This is a genomic window from Brevundimonas sp., from assembly GCF_036676055.1.
Taxonomy (GTDB): Bacteria; Pseudomonadota; Alphaproteobacteria; order Caulobacterales; family Caulobacteraceae; genus Brevundimonas.
This window is the reverse complement of the sequence record NZ_JAKFDS010000008.1, coordinates 123,226-139,881: the sequence shown is the minus strand read 5'-3', so window position 1 is coordinate 139,881 and position 16,656 is coordinate 123,226. Positions and strand designations below refer to the sequence as shown.

Below are 16,656 nucleotides of genomic sequence, written 5' to 3'. Positions count from 1 at the left end.
GCCTCAACCCGCGCGGCCGCCGCCATCGCCCGGTCGCCGGGCTCGACCCGCGCCGCGGAGCCGCCCCCGGAGCGGGGCAGGGCGTCCCAGCGCATCGTCAGCGACGGCCCGGCGAGGGCGATCTCGGCTTCGGCGCCCAGCCGTTCCGCGGCGGCGCGCTCGCCCCGCGTGATCCAAGGCCGTCCCGTCGCGTCGCAACGACCCGACAGCCAGGCGATGGCCGAGCCGGTCAGATTGGCCCGGCGTGGCCGCATCCGCCCGTCCGCCTCCATCACCTCGCGCACCCCTTCGACCTGCCCGGGCCGCCCCGGCGGCGGGAGCTCAGGGGCCGGACCGCCCGACCGCCGCGCCGTCCAGCCGCCGCCCGGCCGCGGCGTCAGCCCCGGCTCGGCGACCAGCGCCCGGAACCCCGCCTCGTCGAGCAGCAGCAGCGTCCGCGAGCGCCGGTCCGGCCCGACCCGGATCGCATACCCCCCTTCGGGCCGCGCTTCGACCCAGCCGGCCGGCCGCGCCAGCAGCCGCCGCGCCCGACCGCCGCTCACGCCGGCAGTTCGCACGAGGGCGCCTCCAGCACCGCGCGGGCGCACACCTCCAGCCGGTCCAGCAGGTCGTCGATCACCGGCCGGTCGCGCCCGTCCTCGGCCCAGCGGCACGCCGCCGCCGCCGTCGACCGGTTCAGCCCGAAGGCGTGTCCGACCCGGTCCATCGGCCAGCCGAAAGTCACATAGGCCAGATACATGGCCAGCCAGCGCGCCCGGCAGGCCCGTCCCTCCAGCCGGCTGCGCATCTCCAGCCGCTCCTTCGGCACCCCGGTCGAGGCCGACACCAGCTCCAGCGCCAGCACCGCCCGCACCCGGTCCTCCCGCCGCACGGGCACCCGATATGTCTCCGTCATCTCGCATCTCCCATCGTCGCTTGCCGGCCCGCACGCAGCGCATCACCGGAGATAGGAATATATGTCTATGATGCGTCGAAATCGGTCGTATCGGCGGGGCGTCTCGCCAAAAGGTTAAAAAAGTTCGGCTGGTTGACTCGGGACTCTCGACGCCGATTCGCAAATCAGCCTACGATTCGTTTTGGGACAGGCGTTAACCCTTCTTAAGTTTTTGACCGGTTAACGTTCGAACAAGGTTACCCCGAAACGGGGCAGTTACATTTACGGTCAAGCTCTGCCTGGAGGGGCATCAATGCGCGTCTTGCTTATTGAAGATGATCACGCGACCGCGCAGAGCATCGAACTTATGCTCAAGTCGGAAGGCTTTAATGTCTACACCACCGACCTGGGTGAAGAAGGCATCGATCTCGGCAAGATCTACGACTACGACCTGATCCTGCTCGACCTGAACCTTCCCGACATGAACGGCCTTGAAGTCCTGCGCCAACTGCGCGTCGGCAAGGTCAATACGCCCGTCATGATCCTGTCCGGCACGTCCGAGATCGAGACCAAGGTCAAGACCTTCGGCGGCGGCGCCGACGACTATATGACCAAGCCCTTCCACAAGGACGAGCTGATCGCCCGCACCCACGCCGTGGTCCGTCGCTCCAAGGGTCACGCCCAGGCCATCATCCACACCGGCGAGATCGCCGTGAACCTGGACGGCAAGACGGTCGAGGTGAACGGTCACCGCGTCCACCTGACGGGCAAGGAATACCAGATGCTGGAGCTGCTCTCGCTCCGCAAGGGCACCACCCTGACCAAGGAAATGTTCCTCAACCACCTGTACGGCGGCATGGACGAGCCCGAGCTGAAGATCATCGACGTCTTCATCTGCAAGCTGCGCAAGAAGCTGGCCACGGCCGCCGGGGGCAAACACTACATCGAGACCGTCTGGGGCCGCGGCTATGTCCTGCGCGATCCGTCGGAATCCAGCGCCCCGATCACCGCCGCCGCCTGATCCGGCCGACAATCAGACAACGAAACGCCCGCCGGATCGCTCCGGCGGGCGTTTTCGTGGTCGGGAGGGAGGCGGTGAGGCGGCCGGCTGAAGGGCGTCGGGCGTGATCTTCAACCAAAAGTTCACCCATCATCGCTATCATGGTTGCATGATGGACGATAGCGATGACCGCTGGCGGGAACTGCGACAGCTCCGGAAACCCCTGAGCGCCCCGCCGCTTGCGCCCTGGGAGCAGCTGACGTTGCTGCGACGCGTCGCCGAAAGGCGCACGGCCCGTCTTCTGGCCCAAACTCCGGCCGTTGCAGAGGACGGCGCGTGACCGGGTGACGCCGGAGACTGCCGCATCGACCTGAGGGTCGGGCCCCGCCTTCGCCCGCACACGACGACGCCCGCCGGATCTCTCCGACGGGCGTCCCGTTGTTCAGGCTGTAGAGAGCCTAGCCCTTCGAGGCGTAGCCCTGGCCGCCATTGGACGGGCGGCGACGACGGGGGCGGCGCTTGATCTCGCCGTCCGGCTTGGCCGCCACGGCGACATTGCCGCCGCCCTGACGCGGGTCGTTGTTGGCCTGACGCGGACGCTCGCGCGCCAGCGGATCGAACGCCCGCTCCGGGGTCGGGCGCACGTCGCGGCCCGGTCCGGCCTTGCGGACGCGATGCGGTTGCCCGCCGCCTTCCAGCTTGACGCCGTCGCGGCGCGGATTGCGCCGGCCGCGGCCCTCGCTGCGATCCCCGCCCTCGCGCTCGGGCATGGTCGCCTTCTTGCCGACGCCCGACGCCATGATCGAGGCGTCCAGCTGGGCCAGCTGCTTGTCGTTGCGGCGGTCGATGGCCGGGATCTTCTGGCGCGTGACCTTTTCGATGTCGCGCAGCAGCTTCATCTCGTCGCCGGCGACGAAGCTGATCGCCGTGCCGTCGGCGCCAGCGCGGGCGGTCCGGCCGATGCGGTGGACATAGGCTTCCGGCACGAACGGAAGTTCGAAGTTCACGACGTGCGAGACGCCGTCCACGTCGATGCCGCGCGCGGCTATGTCGGTCGCCACCAGCACCCGCAGCTTGCCCTTCTTGAAGGCGTCCAGGGTGCGTTCGCGCTGCGGCTGGCTCTTGTTGCCGTGGATGGCCCCGGCCTCGACGCCGCCGGCTTCCAGATAGGCCGCCACCTTGTCGGCGCCGTGCTTGGTCTTGGTGAAGACGAGGCAGCGGGTGAAGGTCGGATCGCTGAACATCTCGGTCAGCAGGGCGCGCTTGCGACCCTGTTCGATGTGGATGATCGACTGGTTGATGCGCTGGACGGTGGTCGCCTGCGGCGTCACCTGGACCTTGACCGGGTCCTTCAGCAGCTCGCCCGCCAGCTTGCCGATCTCGGTCGGCATGGTGGCCGAGAAGAACAGGTTCTGGCGCTTGGCCGGAATGCGGCTGACGATCTGGCGGATCGGCTTGATGAAGCCGAGGTCCAGCATCTGGTCGGCCTCGTCCAGCACGAAGATCTCGGTGCGGCTCAGGTCCAGGGTCTTCTGCTGCAGGTGGTCCAGCAGGCGGCCAGGGGCGGCCACCAGCACGTCGAGGCCCTGCTGCAGGGCGCGCTCCTGCGGCCCGTATTTCACGCCGCCGAAGATCACGGCGACGCGGAAGCCGAGGTGTTTGCCGTAGGTCTTGAAGCTCTCGGCGATCTGGCTGGCCAGTTCGCGCGTCGGCGACAGGATCAGCACCCGCGTGGTGCGGGGCACCGGCGGCGTGCGATCGGCGGCCAGACGGTGGAGGATCGGCAGGGCGAAGGCGGCGGTCTTGCCGGTGCCGGTCTGAGCGATGCCCAGCAGGTCCTTGCCGGCCATGACGTCCGGGATGGCCTGCTGCTGGATCGGGGTCGGCGTCGTATAGCCTTCCGAGGCCAGCGCCTGCAGCAGGGCCGGATTCAGGCCGAAGGTGTCGAAGGTCTTGTTGCTCACGTGGAGTGTTCTTTCGCGTATGCGGCGACGCGCATCGACCGGCCGATAGGCTCAAAGGTCGGCGCCGCCAGTCCCGATGGGATGCCAGCGTGACATCGTCGGGGTGGATCGGGCGCCGCCCCGCGTGTCCGGGCAGCGAATGAATCTTGAGGGGCCGGCCGCTGCTACAGTCAGGTCTCCGGTTCGGAAGACCCACACGCGCTGGAGGCGCCGGACATCGCGATTGTGCGATGCAGCGTAAGTGACGCTTCAATGGGGCCAAGTCAAGGCGCGGGGGTTAACCGCCCCCCAGCAACCCCACCGCCAGATTGACCGACAGGGCCACGATCACCGTGTTGAACACGAAGGCGGTGACGCTGTGCACCGTCGAGGTCCGGCGCAGGGCCCGCCCCGAGATCTGCACGTCGGCTGTCTGGGCCGCGACGCCGATGATCAGCGAAAAATGCAGGAAGTCCCAATAGTCGGGCTCATCCTCGCCGGGAAACAGCAGCCCGCCCGCGTCGCCCGCCGCCGCCGGCACATAGAAGGCGTGGGCGTAATGAAAGGCGAAGATCACATGGACGAAGACCCACGACAGGGCGACCGTGACCAGGGCCAGGGCCGCCGTCGTCCGGTCGCCGCCCCCGGCCGCCTCGCCGATGACCACGACGACGCTCGCCACGGCCGCGACCAGCGCCAGCGGCAGCACCGCCCGCCCGGCCTCGTCGAGGGCGGCGGCGCGTTGACGGATGTCGTCCGTGGATCGCGCCCGGGACACCTTTGCCGCGCTCTCGATCAGGAACAGCGCCACGCCGACGTCCCAGCCCAGCGCCAGTCGCGTCAACCATCCCCCGCCCAGCGGCCAGCCGAGGCTGGACGCCGCGATCAGCAGGACGAGCAACAGCGGCCAGTGCAGACGAAGCCAGTTCAGGGGTTTCACCGGCCGATGATGCGCCGGAGGGCGCGAGACGCAAGGGGCGCGCGCGTTCCGTCTCCGCCTCGTTCACCTGCGCGAACGGGGAGGAGAAAGACCGGCAGCACCGCTGTGCTGGCAATCCGCGAAATTATAGCCCGGTTCAGCCAGGAATATCTTCCGGCTTCAATGGCTTCCGATTTTCTCGAAGCGATCTTCCCGCCTGAGGAAAAACCGCGCGCATAGTATTTCGGTTCGTCCGCCGGTCTTTGACAATCGCATCCCGCCGCTCCGCTCCCAGGAGCGTTCCTCCCTCCCGACCAATGCCGACTCTGCCGACTCCGCCCCCGCTGTTCCGATGCCGACCTTGCCGACTCCGCCGACCCTGCCCCCCGCTGTTTTCGGGATTTCACCCGGGTGATTTGGTCGCCTCTCCCGCACCGCAAAATCCCGCTCGACTTCCCCGGGGTCATCACGGAATGTTACAGCCCGCCCCGAAGGAGACGCCCATGCCGATGACGCCGCGCGCCGGACTGCAGGTCGACGAGCAATTCGCCGCCTTCATCGAGGCCGAAGTCCTGCCCGGCCTCGACCTCGACGCGGACCGCTTCTGGACCGCCGCCGCCGCCGTCTTCGCCCGCTTCGCACCTGAGAACCGCCGCCTGCTCGCCGTCCGCGACGAGCTTCAGGCCCGCATTGACGCCTGGCACACGGCCCGCCGCGGCCAACCCCATGACCCGGTCGCCACGACCGCCTTCCTGCGCGAGATCGGCTACCTCGCCGACGAACCCGCCGCCTTCGCCATCGGCACGCGCAACGTCGACGCCGAGGTCGCCAGCCTCGCCGGCCCGCAGCTGGTTGTGCCCATCCTCAACGCCCGCTTCGTCCTCAACGCCGCCAACGCCCGCTGGGGCAGCCTCTATGACGCCCTGTACGGCACCGACGCCCTTGGCGACCTGCCGCAAGGCGGCGGCTACGATCCCGTACGGGGCGCCCGGGTCGTCGCCCGGGCCAAGGCCTTCCTCGACCAGGCCGTCCCCCTCGCCGACGGCTCCTGGACCGACCTGACCGACGCCGCCGCCGTCGCCCTGCGCGACCCCGCCCAGTTTGTCGGCCGCAGCGACCGCTCGCGCCTGTTCCGCCACAACGGCCTGCACATCGAGGTCGTCTTCGACCCCGACCACCCGATCGGCCGCGACGACCCGGCCGGCATTTCCGACGTGGTGCTGGAAGCCGCCCTGTCGACCATCGTCGACCTCGAGGACTCGGTCGCCGCCGTCGACGCGGCCGACAAGACCGCCGCCTACCGCAACTGGCTGGGCCTGATGAAGGGCGACCTCGTCGAGACCTTCACCAAGGGCGGCGAACGCCTGACCCGCGCCCTTGCTCCTGACCGCGTCTTCACCGCCCCCGACGGCTCGACGGTCACCCTGCCGGGCCGGTCCCTGCTGTTCGTCCGCAACGTCGGCCACCTGATGATTACCCCGGCCATCCAGCTGCCGGACGGCTCCGAGGCTCCCGAAGGCATCCTCGACGCCCTCGTCACCAGCCTGATCGCCCTGCACGACCTGAAGGGGCAGGGCCGGTTCCGCAACAGCCGGGCCGGTTCGATCTACATCGTCAAACCCAAGATGCACGGCCCGGAGGAATGCGCCTTCACCGACGCCCTGTTCGACGCCGTCGAGGACGCCCTCGGCCTCGCCCGCCATACCATCAAGGTCGGCGTCATGGACGAGGAACGCCGCACCTCGGCCAATCTCGCCGCCTGCATCCACGCCGTCCGCGACCGCATCGTCTTCATCAACACCGGCTTCCTCGACCGCACCGGCGACGAGATCCACACGGCGATGCAGGCGGGTCCGGTGGTGCGCAAGGGCGACATCAAGGCCTCCGCCTGGATCGCCGCCTACGAAGCCCGCAACGTCGCCATCGGCCTCGCGTGCGGCCTCAACGGCAAGGCCCAGATCGGCAAGGGCATGTGGGCCGCGCCCGACCGCATGGCCGAAATGCTCGACCAGAAGGCGGCCCATCCGAAGACCGGCGCCAACACCGCCTGGGTCCCGTCGCCGACCGCCGCCACCCTGCACGCCCTGCACTACCACCAGACCGACGTCTTCGCCCTGCGCGCCGACATCGCCGCCCGCCCGGTCCCCGGCCTCGACGATCTCCTGACCCCGCCGCTCGCCGCTGGCCGCAACTGGTCCGACGCCGAGGTCGCCGAGGAGCTCGACAACAACGCCCAGGGCCTGCTCGGCTATGTCGTCCGCTGGATCGACCAGGGCGTCGGCTGCTCCAAGGTGCCCGACATCCACGACGTCGGCCTGATGGAGGACCGCGCCACCCTGCGCATCTCCTCCCAGCACATGGCCAACTGGCTGCTGCACGGCGTCTGCACCGCGCAGCAGGTCGACGCCGCCCTGCTGCGAATGGCCGCGAAGGTCGACGCCCAGAACGCCGCCGATCCGCTCTACCGGCCCATGGCGTCCGACCCCGCGAACAGCCTCGCCTTCCAGGCCGCCCGCGCCCTCGTCTTCGAGGGAACGGCCCAGCCCAACGGCTATACCGAGCCCCTGCTCCACGCGTTCAGAAGAAGGGCCAGGGCGGAGAGGTGAACGCCTACTGCTCGCTGCCCGAGCGCCAGAGGTTGTTGGTCAGCGGCTCCAGCAGATAGCTCAGCGCCGTGCGCTTGCGCAGCAGGATGATGATCTCGACCGGGGAGCCCGGTCGCAGGGTGCTGGCCGAACGACCGAGCTTGGCCATTTCGTCAGCCGGCACCACGATCTCGGCGCGGAAATAGCTGGCCCCGGTCTCCTCGACGGTGAAGCTGTCGGCCGAAATCCGGGTGACGCGGCCATGAATGGTCGGCGGGTTCCGCTCACGCAGCCCGGGGAACCGCACCTCGGTGGTCTGCCCGACGCGGAGGTTGTCGACGTCGTTGGGGCTGATCTGGGCCACGATGATCTGCGACGCGTCGGTCGGCACGATCTCCATCAGTGTCTGCCCGGGCTGGATCACTCCGCCCTGGGTGAAGATGGTCAGGCCGACGACCTGGCCGGAGGCCGGAGACCGGACCTCGCTCCGCGCGATCTGCGAGCGCAGTTCCGTCATCCGCGGCCGCAGCTCGTTCAGTTGCACGTCGATCTGCCTCAGCTGGTCGGCCACATCCTCGTTCATCTCCGACGAGACGCCCGACATCTGCAACCGGGTCTCGCCCACCGCCTCTCGCGACCGCGCGATCTGGGCCCGCAATGAGCCCAGTTCGCCGTCCAGCTGGGCCGCCGTCCGCTCCAGCGCCCGCACCCGGGTCAGGGGCGCGTAGCCCTGCTCGGCGAGGCTGCGCATCCCGGTCAGCTCCTCCTGGATCAGCCGTTGCTGCTCGATATTGGCGCTGATCTGCCGTTCGTAGCCGAGGATCTGCTCGTTCAGCTGGGCGATACGCTGGCTCAACACACCGGTCTCGGTCGAGCGCCCGACCCGGCGCGCCCCGAACTGGAGTTGCTGGATGCGCAGCGATTCCTGCGCCAGCGCTGCGTCCCCGGGCGGCAGGTCGGCGAACTCCGGCGGAGTCGGGATGCCGCGCAGGCCGTCCCGCTCCGCGATCAGCCGGGCCCGCTGGGCCAGCAGGGCGAACACCTGGCTGGCCACGCCCCGTTCCGTGGCCTGCAGCTCGCCGCTGGACAGGGTCAGCAGCACCTGGCCGCGTTCCACCGTGTCGCCCTCGGCCACATGAAGGGCGCTGACCACGCCGCCCTCGCGATGCTGCACCGCCTGCCGGTTGCCGGATACTGCGATCTGCCCCTGGCCATAGGCCCCTGCATCCAGCGGGGCGAAGGCGGCCCAGCCCAGGAAAAGGCCGAAGAACAGGAGGATGATCACCCCGCCGATGATCAGCTCGCGGCGGGGCGAGTCCGGCACCGGGGTCGGACCGGCGGGCGGCGGCGACGTCGGCGCGGCGGCATCCGTCATCGGGCGCGCCGCTGGGACGGGTCGGACAACCGCGTCACATTGGCGGAGGGCTGGCCGGGCGCGCCGCCCGCCGGACCAGGGGCGGGGTTTCTGGGCGCCGTCGCCCGCATCCGTTCCAGAACCTCCTCGCGGGGTCCCTCCGTCTGCACCACGCCCTCACGCATCATCAGAAGCCGGTCTACCCGCGCCAGCACGCCCGCGCGATGGGCGATGATGACCACGGCCGCGCCTCGGGCGGCCGCGCCCATGACGGCCTGCATCAGCGCCGACTCGCCCTCCTGGTCGAGGTTCGAGTTGGGCTCGTCCAGCACCAGCAGGACCGGGTCGCCGTACAGCGCGCGCGCCAGGGCGACGCGCTGCGCCTGTCCCGCCGAAAGTCCTTGGCCGAACGGTCCCAGCACGGTGTCGTAGCCGTGCGGCAGCCGCAGGATCAGCTCATGCGCCCCCGCCGCCATAGCCGCCTCGACGGCGCCCCGGTCGGCGGCGTCCTGGTCGACACCGGTCGCGGTGGCGAAGCGCGAGATATTGTCCTTGATCGAGCCAGCGAACAGGCTCGGGACCTGGGGCAGATAGCCGATCCAGCGGGCCAGTTCGTCACCCTCGCGCGCCTCGTATTCAGCCCCGTCCAGCCGCACCGTCCCCGCTTGCGGCCTCAGGGCCCCGGCGATGACACGCGCGAGCGTGGTCTTGCCGGAGCCGCTGGCCCCCACCACGCCGAGAGTCTGGCCTGGTTTCAGGGCCAAGCTGACGGACCGCAGTTGCGGGGACTCCGAGCCGGGGAATTTCACCGACACGGCCTCGACCTGCAGGCGGCCCTTGGGGGCGGGCAGGGCGGTTCGCTCCCGCTCCACCGCCGCCGTGCTCGCGAACAACTCGGTCATGGTCTTCCAGCTCGACGCGGCCTGGACCAGCGTCGGCCAGACTCCGACCAGGGTCTCGATCGGGGCCACGGCGCGGCTCAGCAGCACCGAGGAGGCGATGATGGCGCCCGGGGAGATGTCGCCCCGCACGGCCAGCAGGGCCGCGAGGCCGAGCGCGGCCGACTGCATCGTCAGCCGCAAGAATTTGATCGCCCCGGAATATTTGCCGCCGGTCAGCTGGGCGTCGGCCTGGGCGGCGATAGCGTGCCGGCGCTGCTCGATCTGGCGGGCGATCGAGGACTGCCGCATACCCAGCGCCCGCACGACCTCGGTTTGGCCGGCGATCGCCTCCTGGGCCGAGTAGGCCTGGTTCTGCGACTGGATCGCCTTGCTGAGGCGAGGACGGGTGTCGCGTTCGTTCAGCCAGGCGAGGCTGAACAGGATCAGGCCGCCGACCAGCGTCAGCCCCCCGATGGCCGGGTGCAGCAGGAAGCAGCAGGCGAGATAGATCGGGGTCCAAGGGGCGTCGAACAGCGCCAGCATGCCTTGGCCGCTGATGGCGCCGCGGACGTTATCGAATTCGCGCAGGGCCTGTGTGTTGGGCGACCTGGCCTGAAGGTCCATGACCCGCGCCAGGACCTTGCCCGACAGCATCCGGTCCAATCTGAGACCCGCCCGCAGCATCAGGCGCCCGCGCAGCCAGTCCAGCCCGGCGAGGGCCGCCAGGGCGAAGACGGCGACCACGGTGATCAACACCAGCGTCGTCAGTCCGCCGGTCGGCACCACCCGGTCATAGACCTGCATCATGTAGATGGTCGGGGTCAGGTAGAGCAGGTTCACCAGCGCCGAAAACACCGCCGCCCAGACAAAGTGGCTCCGGCACGCCCTCAGCGCCTCGGCCAGGGGCTCTTCGCCCGGTTTGCTGGGAAGCAGGTTTTTCAACACGGACCGGGAGTTCCTGACGCTTGGACGGCCAGTCTAACGCCTTGGTGCGGCAACAGATAGACGAAGGTTCTTCCCCGGCGCCGACGAAGATTGACGGCCTGATACAGTATATGGCATACACTGTGTGTCACATACTATGTGAGGGCAGGTGCAGCAATGAACGTTGATCCGGAACTGTTCGAGTCCATGCGGCTGGAGCTCCGTCGTGGGTCGCTGGTGCTGGCCGTACTCGCCCGCCTGCGGGAGGAGCGCTACGGCTACACCTTGCGTCAGGCGCTGGCCTCGGACGGGCTCGAGATGGAGGAAAGCACCCTCTATCCGCTGCTACGCCGGCTCGAGAGCCAGGGGCTGCTGACCAGCGAGTGGCGTGAGGAAGAGAAGCGGAAGAAGCGCTTCTACCGGCTGTCGCCGATGGGCGAGGCCATGCTGTCGGCGTTGGCCGACGAGTGGCGGGGCATATCGGCCTCGCTCGACAAGATTCTTTGAAACCCGGGGCTGAGGGGAAACCGCCATGGACCTGATTGATCGATATCTGAACGCCGTCGCCGCCCAGCTGCCGCAGGACGAACGCGACGACATCATCGCCGAGCTGCGGGACCTGATCCTGAGCCGCTTCGAGGCGAAGGAGGAGGAACTGGGCCGCGCCCTGACGGACGACGAGAAGGAAGCCATCCTCCACGAGATCGGCCATCCGCTGCTCGTAGCCGCCCGCTACCGCAAGGGGCCGGATTCGTTGATCGGACCCGAGCTCTTCCCCTACTGGCTGTTCGCGGTGAAGGCGGGCCTGCTGCTTATGGCGGCGGTGCAGGCGATCGTCCTGTTCATCAATCTGGTCAGCGGCCCCGCCGACGCCGGGCAGTCGATCGGACACGCCGTCAACGGCTTCATCAATTCGGGCCTGACCTTGATCGGCATCGTCACCGTGATCGGGGCGGTGATGGAGCATCTCGGCTATCGCCCCGGCTGGATGGGCAAGTGGCGGGTCAAGGAACTGTCGGCGTTCGGCCTGTCCGACCCGGCGGCCTGGGGCGCCGCCATGGGCGGGACCAAAACCGCGAAGGCGACCTGGGCCCCGCGCAACCTCGGTCGTCCCCGGGGCTGGCCAGGCCTGGAGTATCTGTTCTCCTTCCTCGCCGTCGGCGTCTTCGGCCTGTGGTGGATCGGCGCCATCCACTTCCCCGGCCTGATGCACGTGGGCCTGCGCGGCGAGGACGCGGTCGTAACGGGCGCGCCGATCTGGACGACCCTGTACGGGCCGATCCTGCTGTACGCTTTGGGCCAGATGGCCATTGATCTGGCCAGCCTGGCGTGGCCCCACGCCGTCCGGATGCGGGCTGCGGCCCAGGTGGCCATCGCCGGCGCCGGCCTGTGGCTGACCTGGGCCATCTTCGAGGCCGGTCACTGGTTCACCCTGACCCGTGACGGTGAGACGGCCAGGATCGCCGGCGACTGGGTGCTGCTGGATTTCGACCGGCTGCGCTCGCTCGGCGACGGCGCGCGCGATCTGGTCGGCGTGGCGAGCACCCTGTCGCTGGTCATGACGTGGGCGCTGGCCATCTCGGCGATCAGCCTGGCGTTCAAGATCGTCGCCAACCTGTGGCGGCTGACCCGGCCGGACGCGCGGCCAGCTGTCTAACCGACCGGTATCCCGACGCCCTTCTTCCGCCGGAACTTGTCGGGCAACCTTGAGCGATGAGCGATTCCGGACAACGGTTGAGAAGCGTCTACATCACGGGCGTTGGCGTGCATCTGCCGGGGCCCCCGATCGGCGCGGAGCGGATGGAGGACCATATCGGCCGGGTGAACCGGCGGGACTCTGTCGTCGGCCGCCGCGCCTTGCGCTGGAACGGCATCGTGACGCGCCACTACGCCCTGTCGCCCGACGGGACAGTCCTCGACAGCAACGCGGGGATGACGGCGAAGGCGGCGGCGGCCGCGCTCGATGACGCCGGACTGACGGTCGGCGCTCTCCAGCATCTGGCGACCGCCACCACCCAGGGCGATTTCCTCGTGCCCGGTCACGCCACGGCGGTGCAGGCCGAACTCGGCGGCGGACCTATGGAGATCGCCAGCTACCAGTCCGTCTGCGCCTCGGCCCTGATGGCCGCCAAGGGCGCCTGGCTGCAGGTGCGGGCCGGGGAGGCCGATGTCGCCGTCGCGGCCGCCGGCGAGTTCTCGTCCCGCTGGTTCCGGCCCGGCTTCTACGAGGGGACGGCGCTGGTCGACGCCAAGGGGCGGCTGTCGACCGAGGCCGACTTCCTGCGCTTCACCCTGTCCGACGGGGCCGGGGCTGTCGTGATGGAGCCCCGGCCGCGTCAGGACGGCCTGTCGCTGAAGATCGAATGGATCGACCTGACCTCCCTGGCGGGCCGGTTCGATCCTTGTATGTGGGCCGGCTCCACCCGTTCAGAGCGCGCGGATATGACCACCGCCTGGAGCCACGCCGGCCCGGTCGCCGCGCACGCCGCCGGCGCCGTCGCCCTGTTGCAGGATTTCGAATTGCTCAAGATCGTCATCCGCGCGTGGATCGGCGTCTGGCTGGAGAAGGTCGACAGCGGCCGGATCGTGCCTGATCAGGTGGACCACCTGCTGTGCCACTATTCGGCGCGATCGCTGCGCGAGGAGATCGTCGGTCTGCTCGAGAACACCGCCGCCATGATTCCCGAGGAAAAGTGGTTCACCACCCTGCCGGAGACCGGCAACATCGGCTCGGCCTCGATCTGGGTCATGCTGGAGGCCTTCATGAAGAGCGGCAGACCGAAGCGGGGCGACCGGGTGCTGCTGATCGTGCCGGAGAGCGGGCGGGCGATGATCGGCTTCATGATGTTGGAGGTGGCGTGATGGTCGACGGACCCACGACAAACGCCGCCGTCGCCGATGCCTTGCGCAAACTGGCGGTGGTGTTCGCCGACTTCGAGCAACGGCTGGAGGCGACGCCGCTGATCCGCAAGCTGACGCGGGGACGGTTCGAACTGGCCGACTACCACGGCTTCCTGATCAACCTGCGTCAGCAGGTGAAGGACGGGGCGCTGTGGATGAGCCGGGCGGCGTCGAACATCGGCGAGGATCACCTCGAGCTGCGCTCGACGCTGATGAAGCACGCGGTGACCGAGCACCGGGATTTCCGCCTGCTGGAGCAGGATTTCGTCGCCTCGGGCGGTCGGCTGGAGCACATCCTGTCGGCGAGGAAGAATATCGGCTCCGAGGCCCTGTCGGCCTGGATGTTCCATGAGGCGTCGAAGCCGAATCCGTTCGGCCTGCTCGGAGCCATGTGGATCATCGAGGGGCTGGGCTCGATCAAGGCGAAGCCCTGGGGGTTGAAGGTGCAGGAGCGGCTGGGCCTGCCTGACGACGCCCTGCGCTTCCTGCTTTACCACGGGGAGAATGACGTCGGGCACATGGAGGAGTTCCGCGAGATGCTGGCCATGGTGCTGCCGGACGAGGCGACGGCCGAGCGGATCGTGACGACGGCGAGGGTGACGGCGCGGCTCTATGCGCTGCAGATCGAGGAGATCCCGGCGTGACGGCGGCGTACGATCCTTTCGCGACCATGGCGCACGATCCGCGCGACCCGGACCCGTGGCTGGCGCTGTATCTGGACCAGAGCCTGCCGATCGATCCCGAGGCCAAGCGCTGCCTGCTGGTCGGGGCGCGGTCGTGGTCGCGTCGCTGGCTGTTCCCGGTCAGCCGGCCGCTGGTGATCCTGATCTTCTGCGTGGTGAAGGTGTTGCGGGCCCTCTCGCCCCGGCATCCCAACCTCAACGGCCTGTTGCACAAGACCATCCACTGGGGGCTGCGCACCTTCGGCACACCCGAGACCAACACCCTGATCCTGCGCCATTTCCACGTCGGCACCGAGCTGCTGGCCTTTATGCGGGTCAACGCCGGCGCGGCCGACATCTCCAGTCACCCCCTGCGTCCGACGAAGCTGAAGGACATCGAGGACAATCTGTTCCTCCAGCACGACCTGAACGTCTTCAACTTCATCATCGAGCTGAACCAGCGGCTGCGGGCCGAGGGGCGGGAGATCATGCCGGCGGAGACGCTCGACTTCTCGATGATCTCGGATGAGTTCCCGGCCTTCGAGCCCTTCCCGACCGGGCCGCTGAACAAGATCGACGTGCAGACGGCGGTGGAGTTCTACACCCCGCTCTACGCCCTGATGCTGCCGCGCCGCGATTTCGTCCGGGCGGCCCATTCGCTGCAGCTGGACGAGACGGTGGCCATCTACATCGCCCGCATCCTGGGCACCGATTACCATCTCAATTTCATCAAGAACGGCCATCCGATGGTGGCCCTGTCGACGCTGCAGGCGGGCTACCGGCTGATGATGCACGGCCTCGACTGCGAGGCGCTGCACGGCTGGCTGCGGACGATGAAGGCGCGACAGGCGGCGGGGCTGCCCATCGACCCGAGGGCCGCCTGACCACGGCACCACGTTCGCCTATCGCTTTGCTGCCTGAGGCGATGTCCGAAAACCGCGAGACTCTGACGCCGGCTGCGCTCATTCTGGGGCCATGGAAATCGCCTGCGATCTCGATCAGGAGGCCTGCTACCGCGCCGTGCTGACGCGGGACGCGCGCTTCGACGGGCGGTTCTTCGGCTGTGTGAAGACCACGGGCATCTACTGCCGGCCGGTCTGCCCGGCGCGGACGCCGAAGCGGGAGAACATGTTCTTCGTGCCGACCGCGGCGGCGGCCGAGGAGGCGGGCTTCCGCGCCTGCCTGCGCTGCCGTCCCGAGACCGCGCCCGACATGGGCGCCTGGCGCGGCACCTCGAACACCGTCAGCCGGGCCCTGGCCCTGATCGAGGCCGGGGCTCTGGACGAGGGCGATGTGGACGCGCTGGCCGGACGGCTGGGCGTCGGCGAACGGCATTTGCGGCGGCTGTTCCGCCAGCATCTGGGGGCCGCCCCGGTCAGCGTGGCCCAGACGCGCCGGGTGCTGCTGGCCAAGGCCCTGATCCACCAGACCGACCTGTCGATAGCCCAGGTGGCGCTGGCCTCGGGTTTCGGCAGCGTGCGGCGCTTCAACGAGACCTTCCAGACCCTTTACGAACGCCCGCCCTCGGCGCTGCGTCGGCGCGGCGAGAGGGTCCATGAGGGCGGGGTCCGGCTGGGCCTCACCTACCGTCCGCCCTATGACTGGGAGGCCATGCTCGCCGCCCTGGCCGTGCGGGGAGACGCCGTCGAGGGCCGCAAATGGTCGCGCGTCCTGACGCAGGCGGTCGACGGCGCGGACGGAAGGGTCTCGGTCGAGCCGGCCGGGGCGGGGCGGGTCTCGGTCTGCGTCGAGGCCGACGATCTGAAGGCCCTGCCGGGCGTGCTGGCGCGGGTGCGGCGGGTCTTCGACCTGTCGGCGGACCCGGAGGCCATCGGCCGCGACCTGTCGGCCGATCCCGTGCTGAAGCCGCTGGTCGCTGCACGGCCGGGGCTGCGTCTGCCGGGGGACTGGATCGACGACGGCGCGGAGCCCCCGAACGACCGCCTCGAGGATGCAATGCTCGCCGGACGCGCCGAAACCTGGCGGCCGTGGCGGGCCTACGGCGCCCTGCATCTGGCCACGGCCGGGATCAGCGGCGCGGACCTGATGGAGACGACCGATGCGAAACACGCCGCCCGAAACCCTGACCCTGGATCGCGTCGCCACGCCCGTGGGCGAGGTCCTGCTGGTCACGGACGGGGAGGGCGCCGTCCGGGCGCTCGACTTCTCCGACTATGAGGCCCGGATGATGCGGCTGCTGCGCCGCCATTGCGGAGCCGATCCGGTGCTGGTCGCGGGCCGCGCGCCGGACGGCGTGCGCGGGGCGGTGGAGGCCTACTTCTCCGGTGATATCCGGGCGCTGGACGGGGTGGCGGTGAAGACGGGCGGCACCGAGTTCCAGAAATCGGTCTGGGCCGCCCTGCGCGCCATACCGGCGGGCGAGACGCGCAGCTACGGCCAGCTGGCGGCGGCGATCGGCTCGCCCAGGGCGGTTCGCGCCGCCGGGCTGGCCAACGGACAGAACCCCGTGGCGGTGATCGTCCCGTGCCACCGGGTGATCGGGGCGAACGGGACGCTGACGGGCTATGCCGGAGGGCTGGAGCGGAAACGCTGGCTGCTGGCGCATGAGGGGGCGAGGGTCTGACCGCCCTTCTCCCCTTGCATTCCCACGCG

The 16,656-nt window shown here is 69.3% G+C and carries 15 protein-coding genes; 9 read left to right on the top strand and 6 right to left on the bottom strand.

Translation table 11 applies throughout. The features are described from left to right. Both V6M45_RS01825 and V6M45_RS01820 read right to left on the bottom strand, forming a co-directional pair. Positions 1-557 (bottom strand): DUF6456 domain-containing protein (locus tag V6M45_RS01825; RefSeq protein ID WP_332653619.1); only part of this gene is annotated, 557 nt, incomplete at its 3' end. Then, positions 539-895 carry a chromosomal replication initiator DnaA gene (locus tag V6M45_RS01820; RefSeq protein ID WP_332653618.1) on the bottom strand — a complete coding sequence of 119 codons (357 nt, stop codon included), beginning with the start codon at positions 893-895 and terminating at the stop codon, positions 539-541. The genes V6M45_RS01825 and V6M45_RS01820, both read right to left, overlap by 19 nt. A gap of 292 nt (positions 896-1,187) precedes the next feature. Between V6M45_RS01820 and ctrA the strand changes: the two genes are divergently transcribed. Beyond that, the gene (ctrA, locus tag V6M45_RS01815) at positions 1,188-1,895 is read left to right on the top strand and encodes a response regulator transcription factor CtrA (protein ID WP_168046487.1); all 708 of its coding nucleotides are present in this window, start codon (positions 1,188-1,190) and stop codon (positions 1,893-1,895) included. A 437-nt stretch (positions 1,896-2,332) separates the two neighbouring features. Here ctrA and V6M45_RS01810 read toward each other — a convergent pair whose 3' ends face one another. Both V6M45_RS01810 and V6M45_RS01805 read right to left on the bottom strand, forming a co-directional pair. After that, positions 2,333-3,838: a DEAD/DEAH box helicase gene (locus V6M45_RS01810; protein WP_332653615.1), complete on the bottom strand. Its 1,506-nt coding sequence runs from the start codon at positions 3,836-3,838 to the stop codon at positions 2,333-2,335. Positions 3,839-4,115: 277 nt separating this feature from the next. Then, the gene (locus tag V6M45_RS01805; RefSeq protein ID WP_332653614.1) at positions 4,116-4,757 is read right to left on the bottom strand and encodes a DUF1345 domain-containing protein; all 642 of its coding nucleotides are present in this window, start codon (positions 4,755-4,757) and stop codon (positions 4,116-4,118) included. Between the two features lie 482 nt (positions 4,758-5,239). Here V6M45_RS01805 and V6M45_RS01800 point away from each other — a divergent pair, with 482 nt between their 5' ends. Next, a complete protein-coding gene (locus tag V6M45_RS01800) occupies positions 5,240-7,342 on the top strand; it encodes a malate synthase G (RefSeq protein ID WP_442880518.1) in 2,103 nt (700 codons plus the stop codon). A 4-nt stretch (positions 7,343-7,346) separates the two neighbouring features. Here V6M45_RS01800 and V6M45_RS01795 read toward each other — a convergent pair whose 3' ends face one another. Together V6M45_RS01795 and V6M45_RS01790 are read right to left on the bottom strand one after the other, a co-directional pair. Continuing rightward, positions 7,347-8,696 (bottom strand): HlyD family type I secretion periplasmic adaptor subunit, encoded by a 1,350-nt coding sequence (locus V6M45_RS01795; protein WP_332653612.1) that lies wholly within the window; start codon positions 8,694-8,696, stop codon positions 7,347-7,349. Then, positions 8,693-10,501: a type I secretion system permease/ATPase gene (locus tag V6M45_RS01790; RefSeq protein WP_332653610.1), complete on the bottom strand. Its 1,809-nt coding sequence runs from the start codon at positions 10,499-10,501 to the stop codon at positions 8,693-8,695. The genes V6M45_RS01795 and V6M45_RS01790 overlap by 4 nt, the downstream gene beginning before the upstream one ends. 156 nt (positions 10,502-10,657) lie before the next feature. On the opposite strand from V6M45_RS01790, the gene V6M45_RS01785 reads away from it, so the two are divergent. From V6M45_RS01785 to V6M45_RS01755, 7 genes are all read left to right on the top strand, one after another. After that, positions 10,658-10,987, top strand: coding sequence for a PadR family transcriptional regulator (locus V6M45_RS01785; RefSeq protein WP_332653608.1), 330 nt, complete (start codon positions 10,658-10,660; stop codon positions 10,985-10,987). 25 nt (positions 10,988-11,012) lie between these two features. Further along, positions 11,013-12,137, top strand: a complete 1,125-nt coding sequence (locus V6M45_RS01780) for an HAAS signaling domain-containing protein (RefSeq protein WP_332653606.1) — start codon at positions 11,013-11,015, stop codon at positions 12,135-12,137. A gap of 56 nt (positions 12,138-12,193) precedes the next feature. Continuing rightward, entirely contained in the window at positions 12,194-13,342 is a 1,149-nt protein-coding gene (locus V6M45_RS01775; protein ID WP_332653604.1) for a 3-oxoacyl-[acyl-carrier-protein] synthase III C-terminal domain-containing protein, read from the top strand. After that, positions 13,342-14,025, top strand: coding sequence for an iron-containing redox enzyme family protein (locus V6M45_RS01770; protein ID WP_332653602.1), 684 nt, complete (start codon positions 13,342-13,344; stop codon positions 14,023-14,025). The genes V6M45_RS01775 and V6M45_RS01770 overlap by 1 nt, the downstream gene beginning before the upstream one ends. Next, the gene (locus V6M45_RS01765; RefSeq protein ID WP_332653600.1) at positions 14,022-14,927 is read left to right on the top strand and encodes a DUF6999 family protein; all 906 of its coding nucleotides are present in this window, start codon (positions 14,022-14,024) and stop codon (positions 14,925-14,927) included. The genes V6M45_RS01770 and V6M45_RS01765 overlap by 4 nt, the downstream gene beginning before the upstream one ends. A 91-nt stretch (positions 14,928-15,018) precedes the next feature. Continuing rightward, positions 15,019-16,221 carry a bifunctional transcriptional activator/DNA repair enzyme AdaA gene (locus V6M45_RS01760; RefSeq protein WP_332653599.1) on the top strand — a complete coding sequence of 401 codons (1,203 nt, stop codon included), beginning with the start codon at positions 15,019-15,021 and terminating at the stop codon, positions 16,219-16,221. Next, positions 16,103-16,627, top strand: a complete 525-nt coding sequence (locus V6M45_RS01755; RefSeq protein WP_332653597.1) for a methylated-DNA--[protein]-cysteine S-methyltransferase — start codon at positions 16,103-16,105, stop codon at positions 16,625-16,627. Before V6M45_RS01760 ends, V6M45_RS01755 begins: the two co-directional genes overlap by 119 nt. Positions 16,628-16,656 lie beyond the last annotated feature (29 nt).